The organism is Arenimonas sp., from assembly GCF_041919775.1.
Lineage (GTDB): Bacteria > Pseudomonadota > Gammaproteobacteria > Xanthomonadales > Xanthomonadaceae > Arenimonas.
This window is the reverse complement of sequence record NZ_JAYRTE010000003.1, coordinates 164,077-177,164: the sequence shown is the minus strand read 5'-3', so window position 1 is coordinate 177,164 and position 13,088 is coordinate 164,077. Positions and strand designations below refer to the sequence as shown.

Genomic DNA, 13,088 nt, shown 5'->3' with positions numbered 1-13,088 from the left:
CCTACATGAAATTGCGGAGGGCTTCGGCGACGTTGCGGGGCTGGGCCATCATCGGCATGTGGCCGCAGCCGCTGAGGATGACGGTGCGGCTTTGCGGCAGGCCCTTGGCGAAGACTTCGGCGGCGCTGATGTCGATGACCTTGTCTTCGCGGCACCACAGCAGCAGGGTCGGCGCGCTGATGTTGCCGAGCTCCGCTTCCAGCGCGAACGCGTCCGGGCCGCGGCCGATGCCGTCGAGCACGCGCTGTTCGAAATCGGCGTCGGCGCGCCGGCGCCGCACCAGCGCTTCGCTGGCCGGCCAGGGCACGAAGGGCGGGTCGGCGAAGACGATGCCGAGGTAGCGCTTGAGCTCGGCGCGGTTCGTCACCTGGAAGGGGTTGTCGCCGGCCAGCACCGCATTGGCGAAGGCGTTTTCTTCGTAGCGCACGCCGGCCGAGGACATCAGCACGATGCGCGGCGCGGTTTCGGGATGGCGCGCAGCCAGCAGGCCGACGATCTGTCCGCCCATCGAATGCCCGACCACCAGTTCCGGCGCCTGCGGCAGCGCCTTGATGAAAGCGGCCAGCCGCGCCGCCTGCGCCACCGGGCCGTAGTCGGCCCCCGACAGGCGGTCGCTTTCGCCCCAGCCGGGCAGGTCCACCGCGATCACACGGTGCGTGCGCGACAGCTCGCGCATCAGCGGCAGCCAGTTCTCCTTGCTGCCGGTGAAACCGTGCACCAGCACCAGCACCGGCGCGTCACGCGGGCCGGCGGCGACGCTGGCCCAGCGATGGCCGGCGACTTCGAAATCCAGCGGATCGGCGCCGGCGAGCCAGCGCTGGCGCGCGAACTCGGCCTGCAGCAGGCGCTCGGGCGCGCTGGCGGCCAGCCCGATCGCACCGATGGTGACGCCCAGGGCGCCGGCCAGCAGCAGCTTGTTGCGCGAGCTCGCCGGGCGCGCGGAGGTCATTGCGTTCCTGCGTCGGCGGCCTTGCGGGCCTTGGCCAGCAGCGACTCCACCGAGCCACGGGTGATCGGGTGGTAGCCGGCCCTGGACATCGCGTACACCTGCGTTGCAAAGGCCAGGCCTTCTTCGCTGGCGACCAGCGCCTCATAGGTCGGCATGATCAGCTTGCGGCGGCCGATCTTGCGCAGGAACAGCGACATCGCCGGCCGCGCCTCGAAATACTGGCTGCGTTCGGACAGCGGGTACCAGCGCTGCGCCAGTTCGCCGTTCGCGGTGCCGGTGAAGCGGAAGGCCTGGTCGAGTTCGACCATCTGCGCCGGTTCCAGCGACTCCGGCATGCCTTCGAGGAAGTACACCCACTCCTGCGTGGTCCACTCGGCCGTGCGCAGGTCGCGGGCAGCCTCGCGGCTTTCCAGCCAGTCGGCGCGCGCGGCGTCCACCGCGGCGAAACGCGGCGACTCGATCTTCGGCGCAAAATCGGGGATGCCCGGCGCGGTCATCCACGCCATCACTTCCTCGCGGGTGACGGCCTCGGGCTGCTTTGTCATCAGCTCGCTTTCCAGGAAGGCCAGGAACTGTTCGCTGGTGGCCGACTGGAAGGCGTGCTGGTCGAACCAGGCGCGCAGGAAGGGGTCGAAGCTTTCGCGGCCGAAGCGCTGCTCCAGGAACTGCAGGAACCACGCGCCCTTGTCGTAGGCCACCGCGCCCAGCGCTTCCTCGGGGTCGGAGCCTTCGCGCGCCGGCAGCATCAGCACCTGCTGCGCCTCGGGCACTTCCTTGAGCTCTTCGCGCAGGCCGTTGCGGCTGATCGTGAACTCCATGTCGGCGCGGGCCTTGCCGAACAGCTCCTCGACGATTCGGTTCTCCACGTAGCTGGTGAAGCCTTCGTTGAGCCACATGTCCTTCCAGGTGGCGTTGGTGACCAGGTTGCCCGACCACGAATGCGCCAGTTCGTGCGCGATCAGCGACACCAGCGACTTGTCGCCGACGATGACGGTCGGCGTGATGAAGCTCAGGCGCGGATTTTCCATGCCACCGAAGGGGAAGGACGGCGGCAGGATCAGCAGGTCGTAGCGGCCCCAGCGGTAGGGCCCGTAAAGCGACTCGGTGACCTGGATCATCTTCTCGGTGTCGTCGAATTCCTTCACCGCGCGGTCGATCACCTGCGGCTCGGCCCAGACGCCGGCGCGTTCGGAGATCGGCTTGAACACCAGGTCACCGGCGGCGATCGCCATCAGGTAGCTCGGGATCGCCTGCGGCATCGTGAAGCGGTAATCGCCGTCGCGTTCGGCCTGCGGGTCGTTGTCGGCGCTCATCAGCGCCATCACGTCGGCCGGGGTGCGGATGCGCGCGGTGTAGGTGAAGCGCACCGACGGCGTGTCCTGCAGCGGCACCCAGCTGCGGGCGTGGATGGCCTGCGACTGGCTGAACATGAACGGCGTCTTGCCGCCCGAGGTCATGCTCGGCGCCAGCCACTGCAGGCCGGAGGCGTCGGGCGAGGTGGCGTAGTGGATGCGCACCTGCTCGTACTGGCGCGGCAGCGTGATCGTGAGCTTGCTGCCGAAACGCTCGTCCTCTTCGGCCAGGGCGAACTCGAGGTCGCGCCACTTGCGGGTGCCGTTGCGGCCTTCGATGCGCTCGATGGCCAGGTCGCGGGTGTCGAGCACCAGCTCGCGGGCGTCTTCATCCACCCAGTCCAGGCCCAACGTGGCGTGGCCCTCGAGCTGGCGGTCGCCAAAGTCCACGGCCAGGTCCAGGCCCAGGTTGGCAATGCGAACCTTGTCCGGCTGGGCATAGGAGTGTTCGTCGCCGCGGCGGTCGTCTTCGGCCGGGGCCGGGACGGGTTCCTGGGCAAGGACGGGCGGGGACAGCATCAGGGCGAGCAGAAGGCTGAAGCGGCGCATGGGCGTTTCCGGAATGCGGGACCGCCCGATTCTATCGCAGGCCGGGCCCGGTTCCCGGACCGGGAGGCAAACGTGACATGGGACAAACCCGCCCTCCGGGAGGCGCGGCATACTGGCCTGAAACCACTGCCGAGCCCGCCCATGTCCACGCCCGCCCCGCCGCGCAGCCCGACCCTGATCACCGAACCGGGCGCCCTCGCCCAGTGGCTGGAGTCCTCCCCCAGCGGCTCGCCCTGGAACCATGACGGCGGCAAGCTCAGCCCCGAGGACTGGCTGGACCTGGGCGACGACACCACGGAAGCCCATTTCCACAAGGCCCGCGCCCTGGGCGTACCCCTGGTCCGGCTGGCCAACCTTTCGCCCGACCAGGCCGCCACCCGCCTGATCCGCCCCGAGGTCGCCCGCAACCTGCGCGCCGTGCCCCTGCTGGTGCGGGGCGGCAGCGTCGCCGTGGCGATGGAGGACCCGGGCAACAACGAAGCCCTGAGCACCCTGGATTTCCTGTCGCGCCAGCGGGTGCACGCCCTGCTGGCCACGCCGCGCGAAATCCGCGAGGCCATCGCCCGTCACTACGACCGGGTCGAGGACCAGGACATCGCCCGGCAGCTGGGCGTGGACCCCACTGGTACCACGGTCGAAACCAGCGAACAGGAAGCCCAGCGCCTGTCCCGCGAAAAGCCGGTGGTGCGCATCGTGCACGGCCTGATCGCGGATGCGGTGGCCCGGCGCGCCTCCGACATCCACCTGCGCCCCGGTGAAAGCGGCACCGACGTGCTTTACCGCATCGACGACGAAATGGTGCCGGTGCGCCGGCTGATGAGCAGCCTGCATCCGGCAGTCACCAGCCGCGTGAAGGTGTTGGGTTCGATGAACCTGGCCGAACACCGCAAGCCGCAGGACGGCCGCACCACCTTCACGCTCGACGACGGGCGCGAAGTGGACCTTCGCATTTCCGTGCTGCCGGCGGTGTATGGCGAAAGCGTGGTGATCCGCCTGCTCGACACCAATGAAAGCCTGTGGGACCTGGACCAGCTGGGCCTGACCGATGACGACCGCCGCCGCATCGAGGACGTGATGGGCCGCAGCCACGGCATGTTCCTGACCACCGGGCCCACGGGCTGCGGCAAGTCGACGACGCTGTACGCGATGCTGCTGGAGCTGCGCAAGCAGCGCATCAACATCCTGACCATCGAGGACCCGGTCGAGTTCTACATCGACGAAATCCAGCAGATGCAGGTCAACCGCGCCGCCGGTTTCACCTTCGCCAGCGCGATGCGCAATTTCCTGCGCCACGACCCGGACGTGATCATGGTCGGCGAGATCCGCGACCAGGAGACGGCCGGCATCGCCGTGGAGAGCGCGCTCACCGGCCACCTGCTGCTGTCCACCCTGCACACCAATACCGCCGCGACGACGGTGACGCGCCTGCTGGACCTGGGCGTGGAGGCCTACCTGCTGCGCGCCTCGCTGCTGGCGGTGATGTCGCAGCGGCTCGTGCGCCTGACCTGCACGCACTGCAAGGACGTGGAGGACGTGGACCCGCATATCCGCGAAAGCCTGGGCGTGGGACCCGAAGAGGTGTTCCATGCCGGCCGCGGCTGTTCGCACTGCGAGGGCCTGGGCATGTTCAAGCGCCGGGCCGTGTACGAATTCATGGTGATCACGCCGCGGATCCAGTCGCTGATCGTGCCCGGCGCCGAAGCCGACAAGATCCACGCGACGGCGCTGGAAGAAGGCATGGTGCCCATCACCCAGGCGGCGGTGAACCTGGCGCGGCAGGGAATTATTTCCCTGACCGAAGCCTGGCGTGTGCGCGCGGATTGACGCGTCACCTGTAGGAGCGCCTTCAGGCGCGAATTTCTTCTTGGCCAAAGGCCAAGTCAAAAGATTCGCGCCTGAAGGCGCTCCTACAGTTTGTAGCCGGAGTGGATGGCGCAGATGCCGGCGCTGAGGTTGCGGTAGTCGCAGCGGCCGAAGCCGGCGGTTTCCATCATGGCCTTGAGCTCATCCTGCGGCGGGTGCTTGCGGATGGACTCGGCCAGGTACTGGTAGCTGTCGGCGTCGTTGGCGAACAGCCTGCCCAGGCGCGGCAGCACCTGGAAGGAATGGAAGTCGTAGACCGGGCGGAACCATTCGGGCTTCACCTGGGAGAACTCCAGCACCAGGGCGCGGCCGCCGACCTTCAGGACGCGGTGCATTTCCTTCAGGGCATTGGCCTTTTCGGTGACGTTGCGCAGGCCGAAGGCGATGGTGACGAGGTCGAAGCTGGCGTCCGGGAAGGGCAGCGCCTCGGCATTGAGCTGCACGTACTCGAGGCCGCGGACCAGACCACGGTCGGTGAGGCGGTCGCGGCCGACACCCAACATTTCCGCATTGATGTCGCCAAGGACCACGCTGCCGGTGTCGCCGACGCGTTCGTGCAGCAGGGCGGCGATGTCGCCGGTGCCGCCGGCCAGGTCGAGCACGCGGTCGCCGCGCTTCACGCCCGAGGTGCCCACGAAGTAGCGCTTCCAGACCCGATGGATGCCCAGGGACATCAGGTCGTTCATCAGGTCGTACTGGCGCGCGACCGAGCTGAACACCTGCCCGACCAGCTTCTTCTTCTCGCCCACCGGCACGTCGCGAAAACCGAAGTGGGTGGTCTGCTCGCCGCTCTTCTCGTCCATCGCGCAAGTATAAACCCGGGCCAGCAAAACCGGGGTCAGAGTCGAATTTTGAATGTCCGCTGCGGTCCGGCCGGAAATTCGACTCTGACCCCGGTTTTGGCATCATGGGCACATGAAGACGATACGAATCTGGCATAACCCGCGCTGCAGCAAGTCACGCGAGGCGATGAAACTGCTCCAGGACCGGGGCGTGACGGCCGAGGTGGTCGATTACCTGGGCCAGCCGCCCTCCCCGGCCGGCATCGAGGCCCTGCTGGGCAAGCTGGGGGGCGACCCGCGGCTGCTGGTGCGGTTCAAGGAGGACGAGGCGAAGGCCCTGGGGCTGTCGCCTGACGACCAGCGCCCGGCGGCGGAATGGGCGGCGGTGCTGGCGGCGCAACCGAAGCTGATCGAGCGGCCGGTGCTTGAGGTGGGCGACAAGGCTGTGATCGGCCGGCCGACCGAACGGCTGCTGGAGCTGCTGGACTGATCACCATTTCCCTTTGTAGGAGCGCCTTCAGGCGCGAATCTTTTGCCTTGGCCTTTGGCCAAGAAGAAATTCGCGCCTGAAGGCGCTCCTACAGTCCCGCCCACAACAGCCTTTAGCGGGAGAGGCCGGCGCCTTCCAGGGCGGCCAGGTAGGCGGGCCAGCGGGTGTCGAATTCCTCGCCGAGGGTGGCCAGCAGGCGCCAGCTGTAGAGGCCGCTTTCGTGGCCGTCGTCGAAGCGCAGCAGCACGGCGTAGTGGCCGACCTGCTCGATGGCGCGGATATTGACGTTGCGCTTGCCGGCCACCAGCACCTTCTGGCCAGGGCCGTGGCCCTGCACTTCGGCGCTGGGCGATTCCACGCGAAGGTATTCGCAGGGCAGCCGGAATCGGCGGCCGTCGTCGAAGGCCACCTCGAGCTCGTGCGAAGCCTGGTGCAGGATGATGTCGGTGGGGCGCGGCGGATTGTTCATTCGCGCATTCTAGGGCGCGCGCGCCTGTTCCTGCAGGGCGAGCAGGCGCCTGCGACGGGCCCGGACTCCGTGGCTGCGCCACGCGCCGTAGACGCCCACCAGCGGGATCACGATGACGTACAGCAGCACCAGCCCCCGCAGGCTTTCGCCCTGCTCCGGCGGACATCCATCGGCCAGGCACCAGAGCCAGTAGGCGTAGAGGCCCAGCCAGAGCGCGAGCACGCTCCACATGCCGAAACGCCAGTAATGCAGGGTGGTCGCGCAGCGACGGATCTCGAGGTCCAGCAGCGCACCCCCGTCCAGCCCCGTCTCGCTCCACTGGCTGCGGCGGATCCACAGCATGTAGGCCTGGTAGAGGAAGGTCAGCAGGCCCAGCACGCCCATCAGGCCGCGCCGGTAGTCCCCGCTGTCCGCATTGAGTGCGATCAGGGCACAGGCAACGACCACCAGCACGGCCAGGCCGGTTTCCCCGATGATCGTGCGCCGCATGGCGCGACCACGCCGGGCGACTTCGCGACGCAGCGCCTCGACGTCGATGGTCGGCGCCTCCTGCTGCTTCCAGGCGGCCGACAGCACGTCCCACTCCTTGTTGGCGTTCATGCGCCTGCTCCCAGCCATTCATTCAGTTGCCGGCGCGCGCGCGAAAGCCGCTGCGTCACCGTGTTCTCCTCCAGGCCCAGGCTGTCGGCGATTTCGCGCTGCGAGAATCCCTCCAGCGCCAGCACCACCACCTGGCGCTGGCCCAGCGGCAGGCGGCGCACGGCGATCACCAGCTCGTTGCGCTGCTGGTGGGCTTCGGCGTGGCGGAAGGGGTTGGCGACCGGGTCCGGGTGTTCGTCGTGCAGCTCGTCGCCCTGGGCGCGTTTTTCCTTGGCCAGGTGGTCGAGGGCGCGGTTGTGGGCGACGCGGGCGGCGAAGGTGCGCAGCGAGGCGTCGCCGCGCCAGGCCGGCAGGGCCTTCCAGACCGCCAGGCTGATTTCCTGCAGCAGGTCGTCGCGGCGCGCGGGTTCGGCTTCGTAGCTGCCGGCGATGCGCGCAAGCATCGGGCCGTGCTCACGCAGCACGTCCTCGATGCGGGGGGCGTCGGCGGGTGCCACGGCCGGCCGCGGCTCAGGCACTGGCCGGGGGCGCGGCGCCGGCCGGTCGGCAGCCAGGTTGGAAACGGCGGAAGCGGCGGTCATGTCGGGTTCCAGGGTCACTTGGAGCGGTAGACACCGCCTGCGCTGCAAACCTGACATTCATGCCCGCGATCATAAACCCGGGTTTTAGAGGATGTAGCGGCTGAGGTCGGGGTCCTGGACGGCGTCGCCCAGCTGTTCGTCGACCATGGCCTTGTCGACCATCAGGGACAGGCCGCCCTTGTCGGGGGCTTCGAAGCTGAGTTTTTCCAGCAGCTTCTCGAGCACGGTGTGCAGGCGGCGGGCGCCGATGTTTTCCTGGCGTTCGTTGATCAGGAAGGCGATCTCGGCCAGGCGGTCGACGGCGGTTTCGTCAAAGCCGATGTTCACGCCCTCGGTGGCCAGCAGCGCCATGTACTGGCGCACCAGTGCATTCTTCGGCTCGGTGAGGATGCGCTTGAAGTCGTCGCGGCTGAGCGCGCCCAGTTCGACGCGGATCGGGAAGCGGCCCTGCAGCTCCGGGATCAGGTCGGAAGGCTTGGCCACGTGGAAGGCGCCCGAGGCGATGAACAGGATGTGGTCGGTCTTGATCGAGCCGTACTTGGTGCTCACCGTCGAGCCTTCCACCAGCGGCAGCAGGTCGCGCTGCACGCCTTCGCGGCTGACGTCGCCGCCCTGCACGTTCTGGCGCTTGGCGACCTTGTCGATCTCGTCGATGAAGACGATGCCGTTCTGCTCGCAGGCGTTGACGGCCTGGGCGCGGATCTCGTCCTCGTTGACCAGCTTCCCGGCTTCTTCCTCGATCAGCAGCGGCCGCGCGGCCTTGATCGCCAGCGTGCGCTTCTGCGACTTGCCGCCGCCCATGGACTGGAACATCTGCCGCAGCTGCTGGCCCATTTCCTCCATGCCCGGCGGCGTCATGATGTCCATACCGGCGGCCATCGGCGGCTGCAGCTCGAGTTCGATCTCGCGATCGTCGAGCTCGCCCTGGCGCAGCTGGCGGCGCAGCTTGTTGCGGGTTTCGTTCTCGCCTTCGGAATTGACCTCGATGGCGAAACCGGGGCCGCGGCGCTTGGGCAGCAGGGCGTCGAGGATGCGGTCTTCGGCGCGTTCCTCGGCCTGGGTGTGCACGCGCTGCTTGGCCTGTTCGCGAAACATCTTCACGGCCATGTCGGCCAGGTCGCGGATGATCTGCTCGACGTCCTTGCCGACGTAGCCGACTTCGGTGAAGCGCGTCGCCTCGACCTTCACGAACGGCGCGTTGGCCAGCGCCGCCAGGCGGCGGGCGATTTCGGTCTTGCCGACGCCGGTGGGGCCGATCATCAGGATGTTCTTGGGCATCACCTCGTCGCGCATCGACGGATCCAGCTGCATTCGCCGCCAGCGGTTGCGCAGGGCGATGGCGACGGCGCGCTTGGCGCCGGCCTGGCCGATGATGTAGCGGTCGAGTTCGCCGACGATCTCGCGGGGGGTCAGCTCGGACATCAGAGTTCCTCGATCACGATGTTGCGGTTGGTGTAGATGCAGATGTCGCCGGCGACGTTGAGCGCGGCTTCGGCGATCGAGCGGGCGTCGAGTTCGGTGTGGTTGTAAAGCGCCCGCGCCGCGGCCAATGCATAGGGTCCGCCGGAGCCGATCGCGACGATGCCGTCCTCGGGTTCGATGACGTCGCCATTGCCGGAAATCACCAGCGAGGTGTCCTTGTCGGCCACCGCCAGCAGCGCCTCGAGCTTGCCCAGGCGGCGGTCGGTGCGCCATTCCTTGGCCATCTCGACCGCGGCGCGCACCAACTGGCCGCCGTTCTGCTCGAGCTTGCCTTCGAATATCTCGAACAGCGTGAAGGCGTCGGCGGCGGCGCCGGCGAAACCGGCGACCACCTTGCCGCCGGCCAGCTTGCGGACCTTGCGGGCATTGCCCTTCATGACGGTGTTGCCGAGCGTGACCTGGCCGTCGCCGGCGACGACGACGCGGTCGCCGCGGCGGACCGAGAGGATGGTGGTGGCGTGGAAAACAGTGGGGTCCATGGGGGATTCCGTGGGGGCTTGGGACTGTTGTGGGGGCGTCGGCGCGTGCTTCAACCCGGGCGGGCCCTGTGGGAGGGGGGACGGGTGCAATTAGGCCCGGGGCCGCCTCGAGGGCGACACCATCCGAGCCTAATTGCACCCGTCCCCGTTCCCGTCCTTCTTGCGGCGGGCGCGGGGATGGGCGGCGTCGTAGACCTTGGCCAGGTGCTGGTAGTCGAGGTGGGTGTAGACCTGCGTGGTGGCGATGTCGGCGTGGCCCAGCAGTTCCTGGACGCCGCGCAGGTCGCCGCTAGACTCAAGCACGTGGCTCGCGAAGCTGTGGCGCAAAAGATGCGGATGCACGCGCTTGAACAGGCCCTGCTGCATCGCCAGCGCGCGCAGCCGCACCTGCACCGTACGCGGGCTGATCGGCCCGCCCTGCCGGCCCGGGAACACCGGTGCGGTCGGCGATGCCGGCGCCGAAGCCGTCTTCCAGTCGGCCAATGCCTTGCGGGCATGGCTGCCCACCGGGATCACGCGGCTCTTTTCGCCCTTACCCAGCACGGTGACCAGACCGTCGGCCAGGTCCAGGCCGCCCCAGCGCAGGCCGCAAAGTTCAGACAGGCGCAGGCCCGAGGAATAGAACAGTTCCAGCATCGCCCGGTCACGCAGGCCCAGCGGCCCGTCGGTGTCGACTTCGACCAGGCGCGAGGCTTCGTCGGGGTCGAGCACCTGCGGCAGTTTGCGCGGCGACTTCGGCGCCCGCAGGCCCAGCGCCGGATTGAGCTGGGTGCCGTGTTCGCGGTTGAGGAAGCGGTAAAGGCTGCGCACCGCCGAAAGCCTGCGCTGCAGGCTCTTGCCCGAAAGGCCGCGCCGGTGCGCGCCGGCGACGTAGCCGCGCAAGGCTTCCTGCCGCAGCTTCGCCCATGCGCTGATGCCGTTGTCGCGCATCCAGCCGGACAGGTCGGCCAGGTCGCGCCGGTAGGCATCGAGCGTGTGTTTCGACATGCGCCGCTCGACCGCGAGCCAGGCCAGGAAGGCGTCGATCTCGGGCTGCAGCGGCGCGTCGGGTGCCATGTCAGTCGGCGGGCGGGCGGCCCAGCGCCGTCACCAGCGATTCGGCCATCAGGCGCAGGAACAGCGTGCCCATTCCGGGGAAAAAGCGGTTGGCATCGGAGCTGCCGACCGCCAGCATGCCGACACCCGGCAGTGGCAGCAGCACCGCGGAAGCAGCACGCGCCTGGTCGTCGCCGAACAGCAGGGCCAGCTTGTCCTGGTTGAGCCGGCCGGTCAGCGGTTCACCGCCGGCGAGGAAATCGACGAAGGGCTTGAGCGCGGCGTCGTTTTCCGGGATCACCTGCAGCCAGTCGGCCTGCAGGCCATCAACCGCCTCGAACAGCACCACGCGCACGTCTTCGCCGCGGAAATCCTCGCCCAGCACGGCGACCATCGTGCGCAGGGTCTCGGCCTTGCCGCGGGCGCGCATCAGCGCCAGCGAAAGCTGGTGGGTGCGCACGGCCAGGCGCTCGTTTTCCTGGGCGTTGGCGAACAGCTCGTTCAGGCGCCGGGTGAGCTCGCGGTTCTTGTCGCGCAGCACGTCCAGCTGGTAGCTGGCCAGCGAGGCCGCCTGCCCTTCTTCCTTGGGCACCAGCAGCGACACCGCGAGGTCCGGGAACTGGCCCAGGAACTTCGGGTGCCGGCGCAGGAAGGCGGCGACTTCGTGGGCGCCGAGGCGCTCGTTCTTCTCATCGATCATTCGGGTTGCTCCAGCAGGAAGTCGCCTTCGAACACGAAGGCGGTGGGTCCGGCCATGGTGACCGGAGAACCGTCGCCGGGCCAGGTGATTTCAAGGGTGCCGCCGGGCAGCTCGACGAACACGTGGCGGCCAACCCGACCGCGCCGCGCCAGCACCGCCACCGCCGCGCAGGCGCCGCTGCCGCAGGCAAGGGTTTCACCGGCGCCGCGCTCGAACACGCGCAGGCGGATCCGGTCGGGCGCCAGCACCTGGGCGAAGCCGACGTTCACGCCTTCAGGGAATTCGTCGCGCGCCTGCAGCGCCGGGCCGATGCCGGCGACGTCGGCGGCGTGCACGTCGGGCACTTCGATCACCGCGTGCGGGTTGCCCATCGAGGCGATGCCGAAGGCCACGTCCTGGTCGCCAAGCCTCAGTCGATAGGCGTCCGCAGCTTGGTCGGCATGAAACGGCAGGTCGGCGGGTTCGAAGGACGGCACGCCCAGCGCGAGCGCATAGCGGCCCGCACCCAAGGCCTCGACCATCACGGGTCCCGGCGGCGCTTCAAGCACGAAGCGGGCGTCCGGCGCCGCGCCATCGCGCTGCAACCAGGCCGCGACGCAGCGCGCGCCGTTGCCGCACTGCTGCGCCGCCGAGCCATCGGCGTTCCAGATCCGGTAACGCGCGACGGCGGCGGGATCGCCGGCATCCTCGATGGTCAGCAGCTGGTCGAAGCCGACGCCGGTGTGCCGGTCGCCCAGCGCACGGGCCAGGGCCGGCGACGGCGACGACCGGCCGCCGCGCAGGTCGAGCACGACGAAGTCGTTGCCCGCCCCGTGCATTTTCGTGAACCGCAGGCTCGCGGCGCCGGTCATGGCGCGGCGGCGGCCCCGGTTTCGGCGGGACGCACCAGGTCGCCCTTGTTGCCGCAGGCGGCGACCAGGGCGAGGCTGAGCAGCAGCATCATTAATCGGGCGGTTTTCATGCGGCGAGTATAGTCCGCGGCAGGACCCGGGCGAATGGAGCAGACGATGTCGCTGTCGAACTGGTTGTTGCTGGCCGCTGGCCTGCTGGCCCTGCTTGGACTGCTGCCCTGGCTGCGGCCGCGGCGCACGCGTCGCCACGGGCGCCGCGGCGGCTTCGGGCGATTCCTCGGCCTGATTGTGCTGCTGCTGGCCCTGGTCCTGGCCGGCCTGGGCGGCCTGCTGCGCCAGTACCACTGGCTGACGGCCGACGTGCCGGTGGCGACGATCAGCCTGCGCCAGCTTGGCAGCCAGCGCTTCGAAGCCACCCTAATGCGCCCGGGCCAGCCCGACCGTCAGTTCGAAATTTTCGGGGACGAGTGGCAGCTCGACGCGCGGGTGATCCGCTGGACGCTGCCCGGCCAGCTGGCCGGCATGCGTCCGGTGTATCGCTTCGAACGACTGTCGGGCCGCTACGGCGATCCCAAGCAGGAGCTGGTGGCGCCGCGCAGCGTGCACGACCTGCGCGAAGGCTGGGATTTCTGGGAATTCCGCCAGCGCTGGCTGGCCGGCCTGCCGGTGGCCGACGCCCGCTGGGGCAGCGCCGCCTACCTGCCGATGATCGACGGTGCGACTTACGCGGTGTCGCTGAACCCGCGCGGCGGCCTGGTCGCCAAGCCCGCCGACGCCCGGACAGAGCTCCTGCTCCAGCAGGCCGGCTGGTGAGGCAAGAAGGGGGGGGGGGTTTCAAATGAACTGGTTATTTTAAAAAGAACCCCCGGTTTTTGTTGGGGGGGGGGCCCCCCGGGGGGGGGGGGG

General features: G+C 68.8%; 15 protein-coding genes. 3 read left to right on the top strand and 12 right to left on the bottom strand.

The window, feature by feature from the left end:
• Nucleotide 1: 1 nt before the first annotated feature.
• Both ACE3TE_RS03445 and ACE3TE_RS03440 read right to left on the bottom strand, forming a co-directional pair.
• Complete coding sequence (locus ACE3TE_RS03445; protein WP_374602198.1) at nucleotides 2-949, bottom strand: alpha/beta fold hydrolase; 948 nt, start codon at nucleotides 947-949, stop codon at nucleotides 2-4.
• Entirely contained in the window at nucleotides 946-2,850 is a 1,905-nt protein-coding gene (locus ACE3TE_RS03440) for a M1 family metallopeptidase (protein ID WP_374602196.1), read from the bottom strand. The genes ACE3TE_RS03445 and ACE3TE_RS03440 overlap by 4 nt, the downstream gene beginning before the upstream one ends.
• Nucleotides 2,851-2,991: 141 nt before the next feature.
• Between ACE3TE_RS03440 and ACE3TE_RS03435 the strand changes: the two genes are divergently transcribed.
• Nucleotides 2,992-4,674 carry a GspE/PulE family protein gene (locus tag ACE3TE_RS03435; RefSeq protein ID WP_374602194.1) on the top strand — a complete coding sequence of 561 codons (1,683 nt, stop codon included), beginning with the start codon at nucleotides 2,992-2,994 and terminating at the stop codon, nucleotides 4,672-4,674.
• An 83-nt stretch (nucleotides 4,675-4,757) separates the two neighbouring features.
• On the opposite strand, the gene ubiE is transcribed toward ACE3TE_RS03435, so the two are convergent.
• Nucleotides 4,758-5,516: a bifunctional demethylmenaquinone methyltransferase/2-methoxy-6-polyprenyl-1,4-benzoquinol methylase UbiE gene (gene ubiE / locus ACE3TE_RS03430; RefSeq protein ID WP_374602193.1), complete on the bottom strand. Its 759-nt coding sequence runs from the start codon at nucleotides 5,514-5,516 to the stop codon at nucleotides 4,758-4,760.
• 112 nt (nucleotides 5,517-5,628) lie between these two features.
• On the opposite strand from ubiE, the gene arsC reads away from it, so the two are divergent.
• Nucleotides 5,629-5,985 (top strand): arsenate reductase (glutaredoxin), encoded by a 357-nt coding sequence (gene arsC / locus ACE3TE_RS03425; RefSeq protein WP_374602191.1) that lies wholly within the window; start codon nucleotides 5,629-5,631, stop codon nucleotides 5,983-5,985.
• Between the two features lie 112 nt (nucleotides 5,986-6,097).
• Here arsC and ACE3TE_RS03420 read toward each other — a convergent pair whose 3' ends face one another.
• The 9 genes from ACE3TE_RS03420 to ACE3TE_RS03380 all read right to left on the bottom strand — a co-directional run bounded on the left by ACE3TE_RS03420 (nucleotide 6,098) and on the right by ACE3TE_RS03380 (nucleotide 12,292).
• Nucleotides 6,098-6,454 carry a gamma-butyrobetaine hydroxylase-like domain-containing protein gene (locus ACE3TE_RS03420; protein ID WP_374602189.1) on the bottom strand — a complete coding sequence of 119 codons (357 nt, stop codon included), beginning with the start codon at nucleotides 6,452-6,454 and terminating at the stop codon, nucleotides 6,098-6,100.
• Nucleotides 6,455-6,463: 9 nt separating this feature from the next.
• Nucleotides 6,464-7,054, bottom strand: a complete 591-nt coding sequence (locus tag ACE3TE_RS03415; RefSeq protein WP_374602187.1) for a hypothetical protein — start codon at nucleotides 7,052-7,054, stop codon at nucleotides 6,464-6,466.
• A complete protein-coding gene (locus tag ACE3TE_RS03410; RefSeq protein ID WP_374602185.1) occupies nucleotides 7,051-7,635 on the bottom strand; it encodes an RNA polymerase sigma factor in 585 nt (194 codons plus the stop codon). The genes ACE3TE_RS03415 and ACE3TE_RS03410 overlap by 4 nt, the downstream gene beginning before the upstream one ends.
• 84 nt (nucleotides 7,636-7,719) lie before the next feature.
• A complete protein-coding gene (gene hslU, locus ACE3TE_RS03405; RefSeq protein ID WP_374602184.1) occupies nucleotides 7,720-9,057 on the bottom strand; it encodes an ATP-dependent protease ATPase subunit HslU in 1,338 nt (445 codons plus the stop codon).
• On the bottom strand, nucleotides 9,057-9,596 hold the full coding sequence (hslV, locus tag ACE3TE_RS03400) for an ATP-dependent protease subunit HslV (protein ID WP_374602182.1): 540 nt from the start codon (nucleotides 9,594-9,596) through the stop codon (nucleotides 9,057-9,059). Before hslV ends, hslU begins: the two co-directional genes overlap by 1 nt.
• A 129-nt stretch (nucleotides 9,597-9,725) precedes the next feature.
• Nucleotides 9,726-10,652 (bottom strand): tyrosine recombinase XerC, encoded by a 927-nt coding sequence (gene xerC, locus ACE3TE_RS03395; RefSeq protein WP_374602181.1) that lies wholly within the window; start codon nucleotides 10,650-10,652, stop codon nucleotides 9,726-9,728.
• A gap of 1 nt (nucleotide 10,653) precedes the next feature.
• A complete protein-coding gene (locus tag ACE3TE_RS03390; protein ID WP_374602179.1) occupies nucleotides 10,654-11,331 on the bottom strand; it encodes a DUF484 family protein in 678 nt (225 codons plus the stop codon).
• The gene (gene dapF, locus ACE3TE_RS03385; RefSeq protein ID WP_374602177.1) at nucleotides 11,328-12,182 is read right to left on the bottom strand and encodes a diaminopimelate epimerase; all 855 of its coding nucleotides are present in this window, start codon (nucleotides 12,180-12,182) and stop codon (nucleotides 11,328-11,330) included. Before dapF ends, ACE3TE_RS03390 begins: the two co-directional genes overlap by 4 nt.
• On the bottom strand, nucleotides 12,179-12,292 hold the full coding sequence (locus tag ACE3TE_RS03380) for a lipoprotein (protein ID WP_374602175.1): 114 nt from the start codon (nucleotides 12,290-12,292) through the stop codon (nucleotides 12,179-12,181). Before ACE3TE_RS03380 ends, dapF begins: the two co-directional genes overlap by 4 nt.
• Before the next feature lie 34 nt (nucleotides 12,293-12,326).
• Here ACE3TE_RS03380 and ACE3TE_RS03375 point away from each other — a divergent pair, with 34 nt between their 5' ends.
• A complete protein-coding gene (locus ACE3TE_RS03375; RefSeq protein ID WP_374602173.1) occupies nucleotides 12,327-12,995 on the top strand; it encodes a hypothetical protein in 669 nt (222 codons plus the stop codon).
• Nucleotides 12,996-13,088 lie beyond the last annotated feature (93 nt).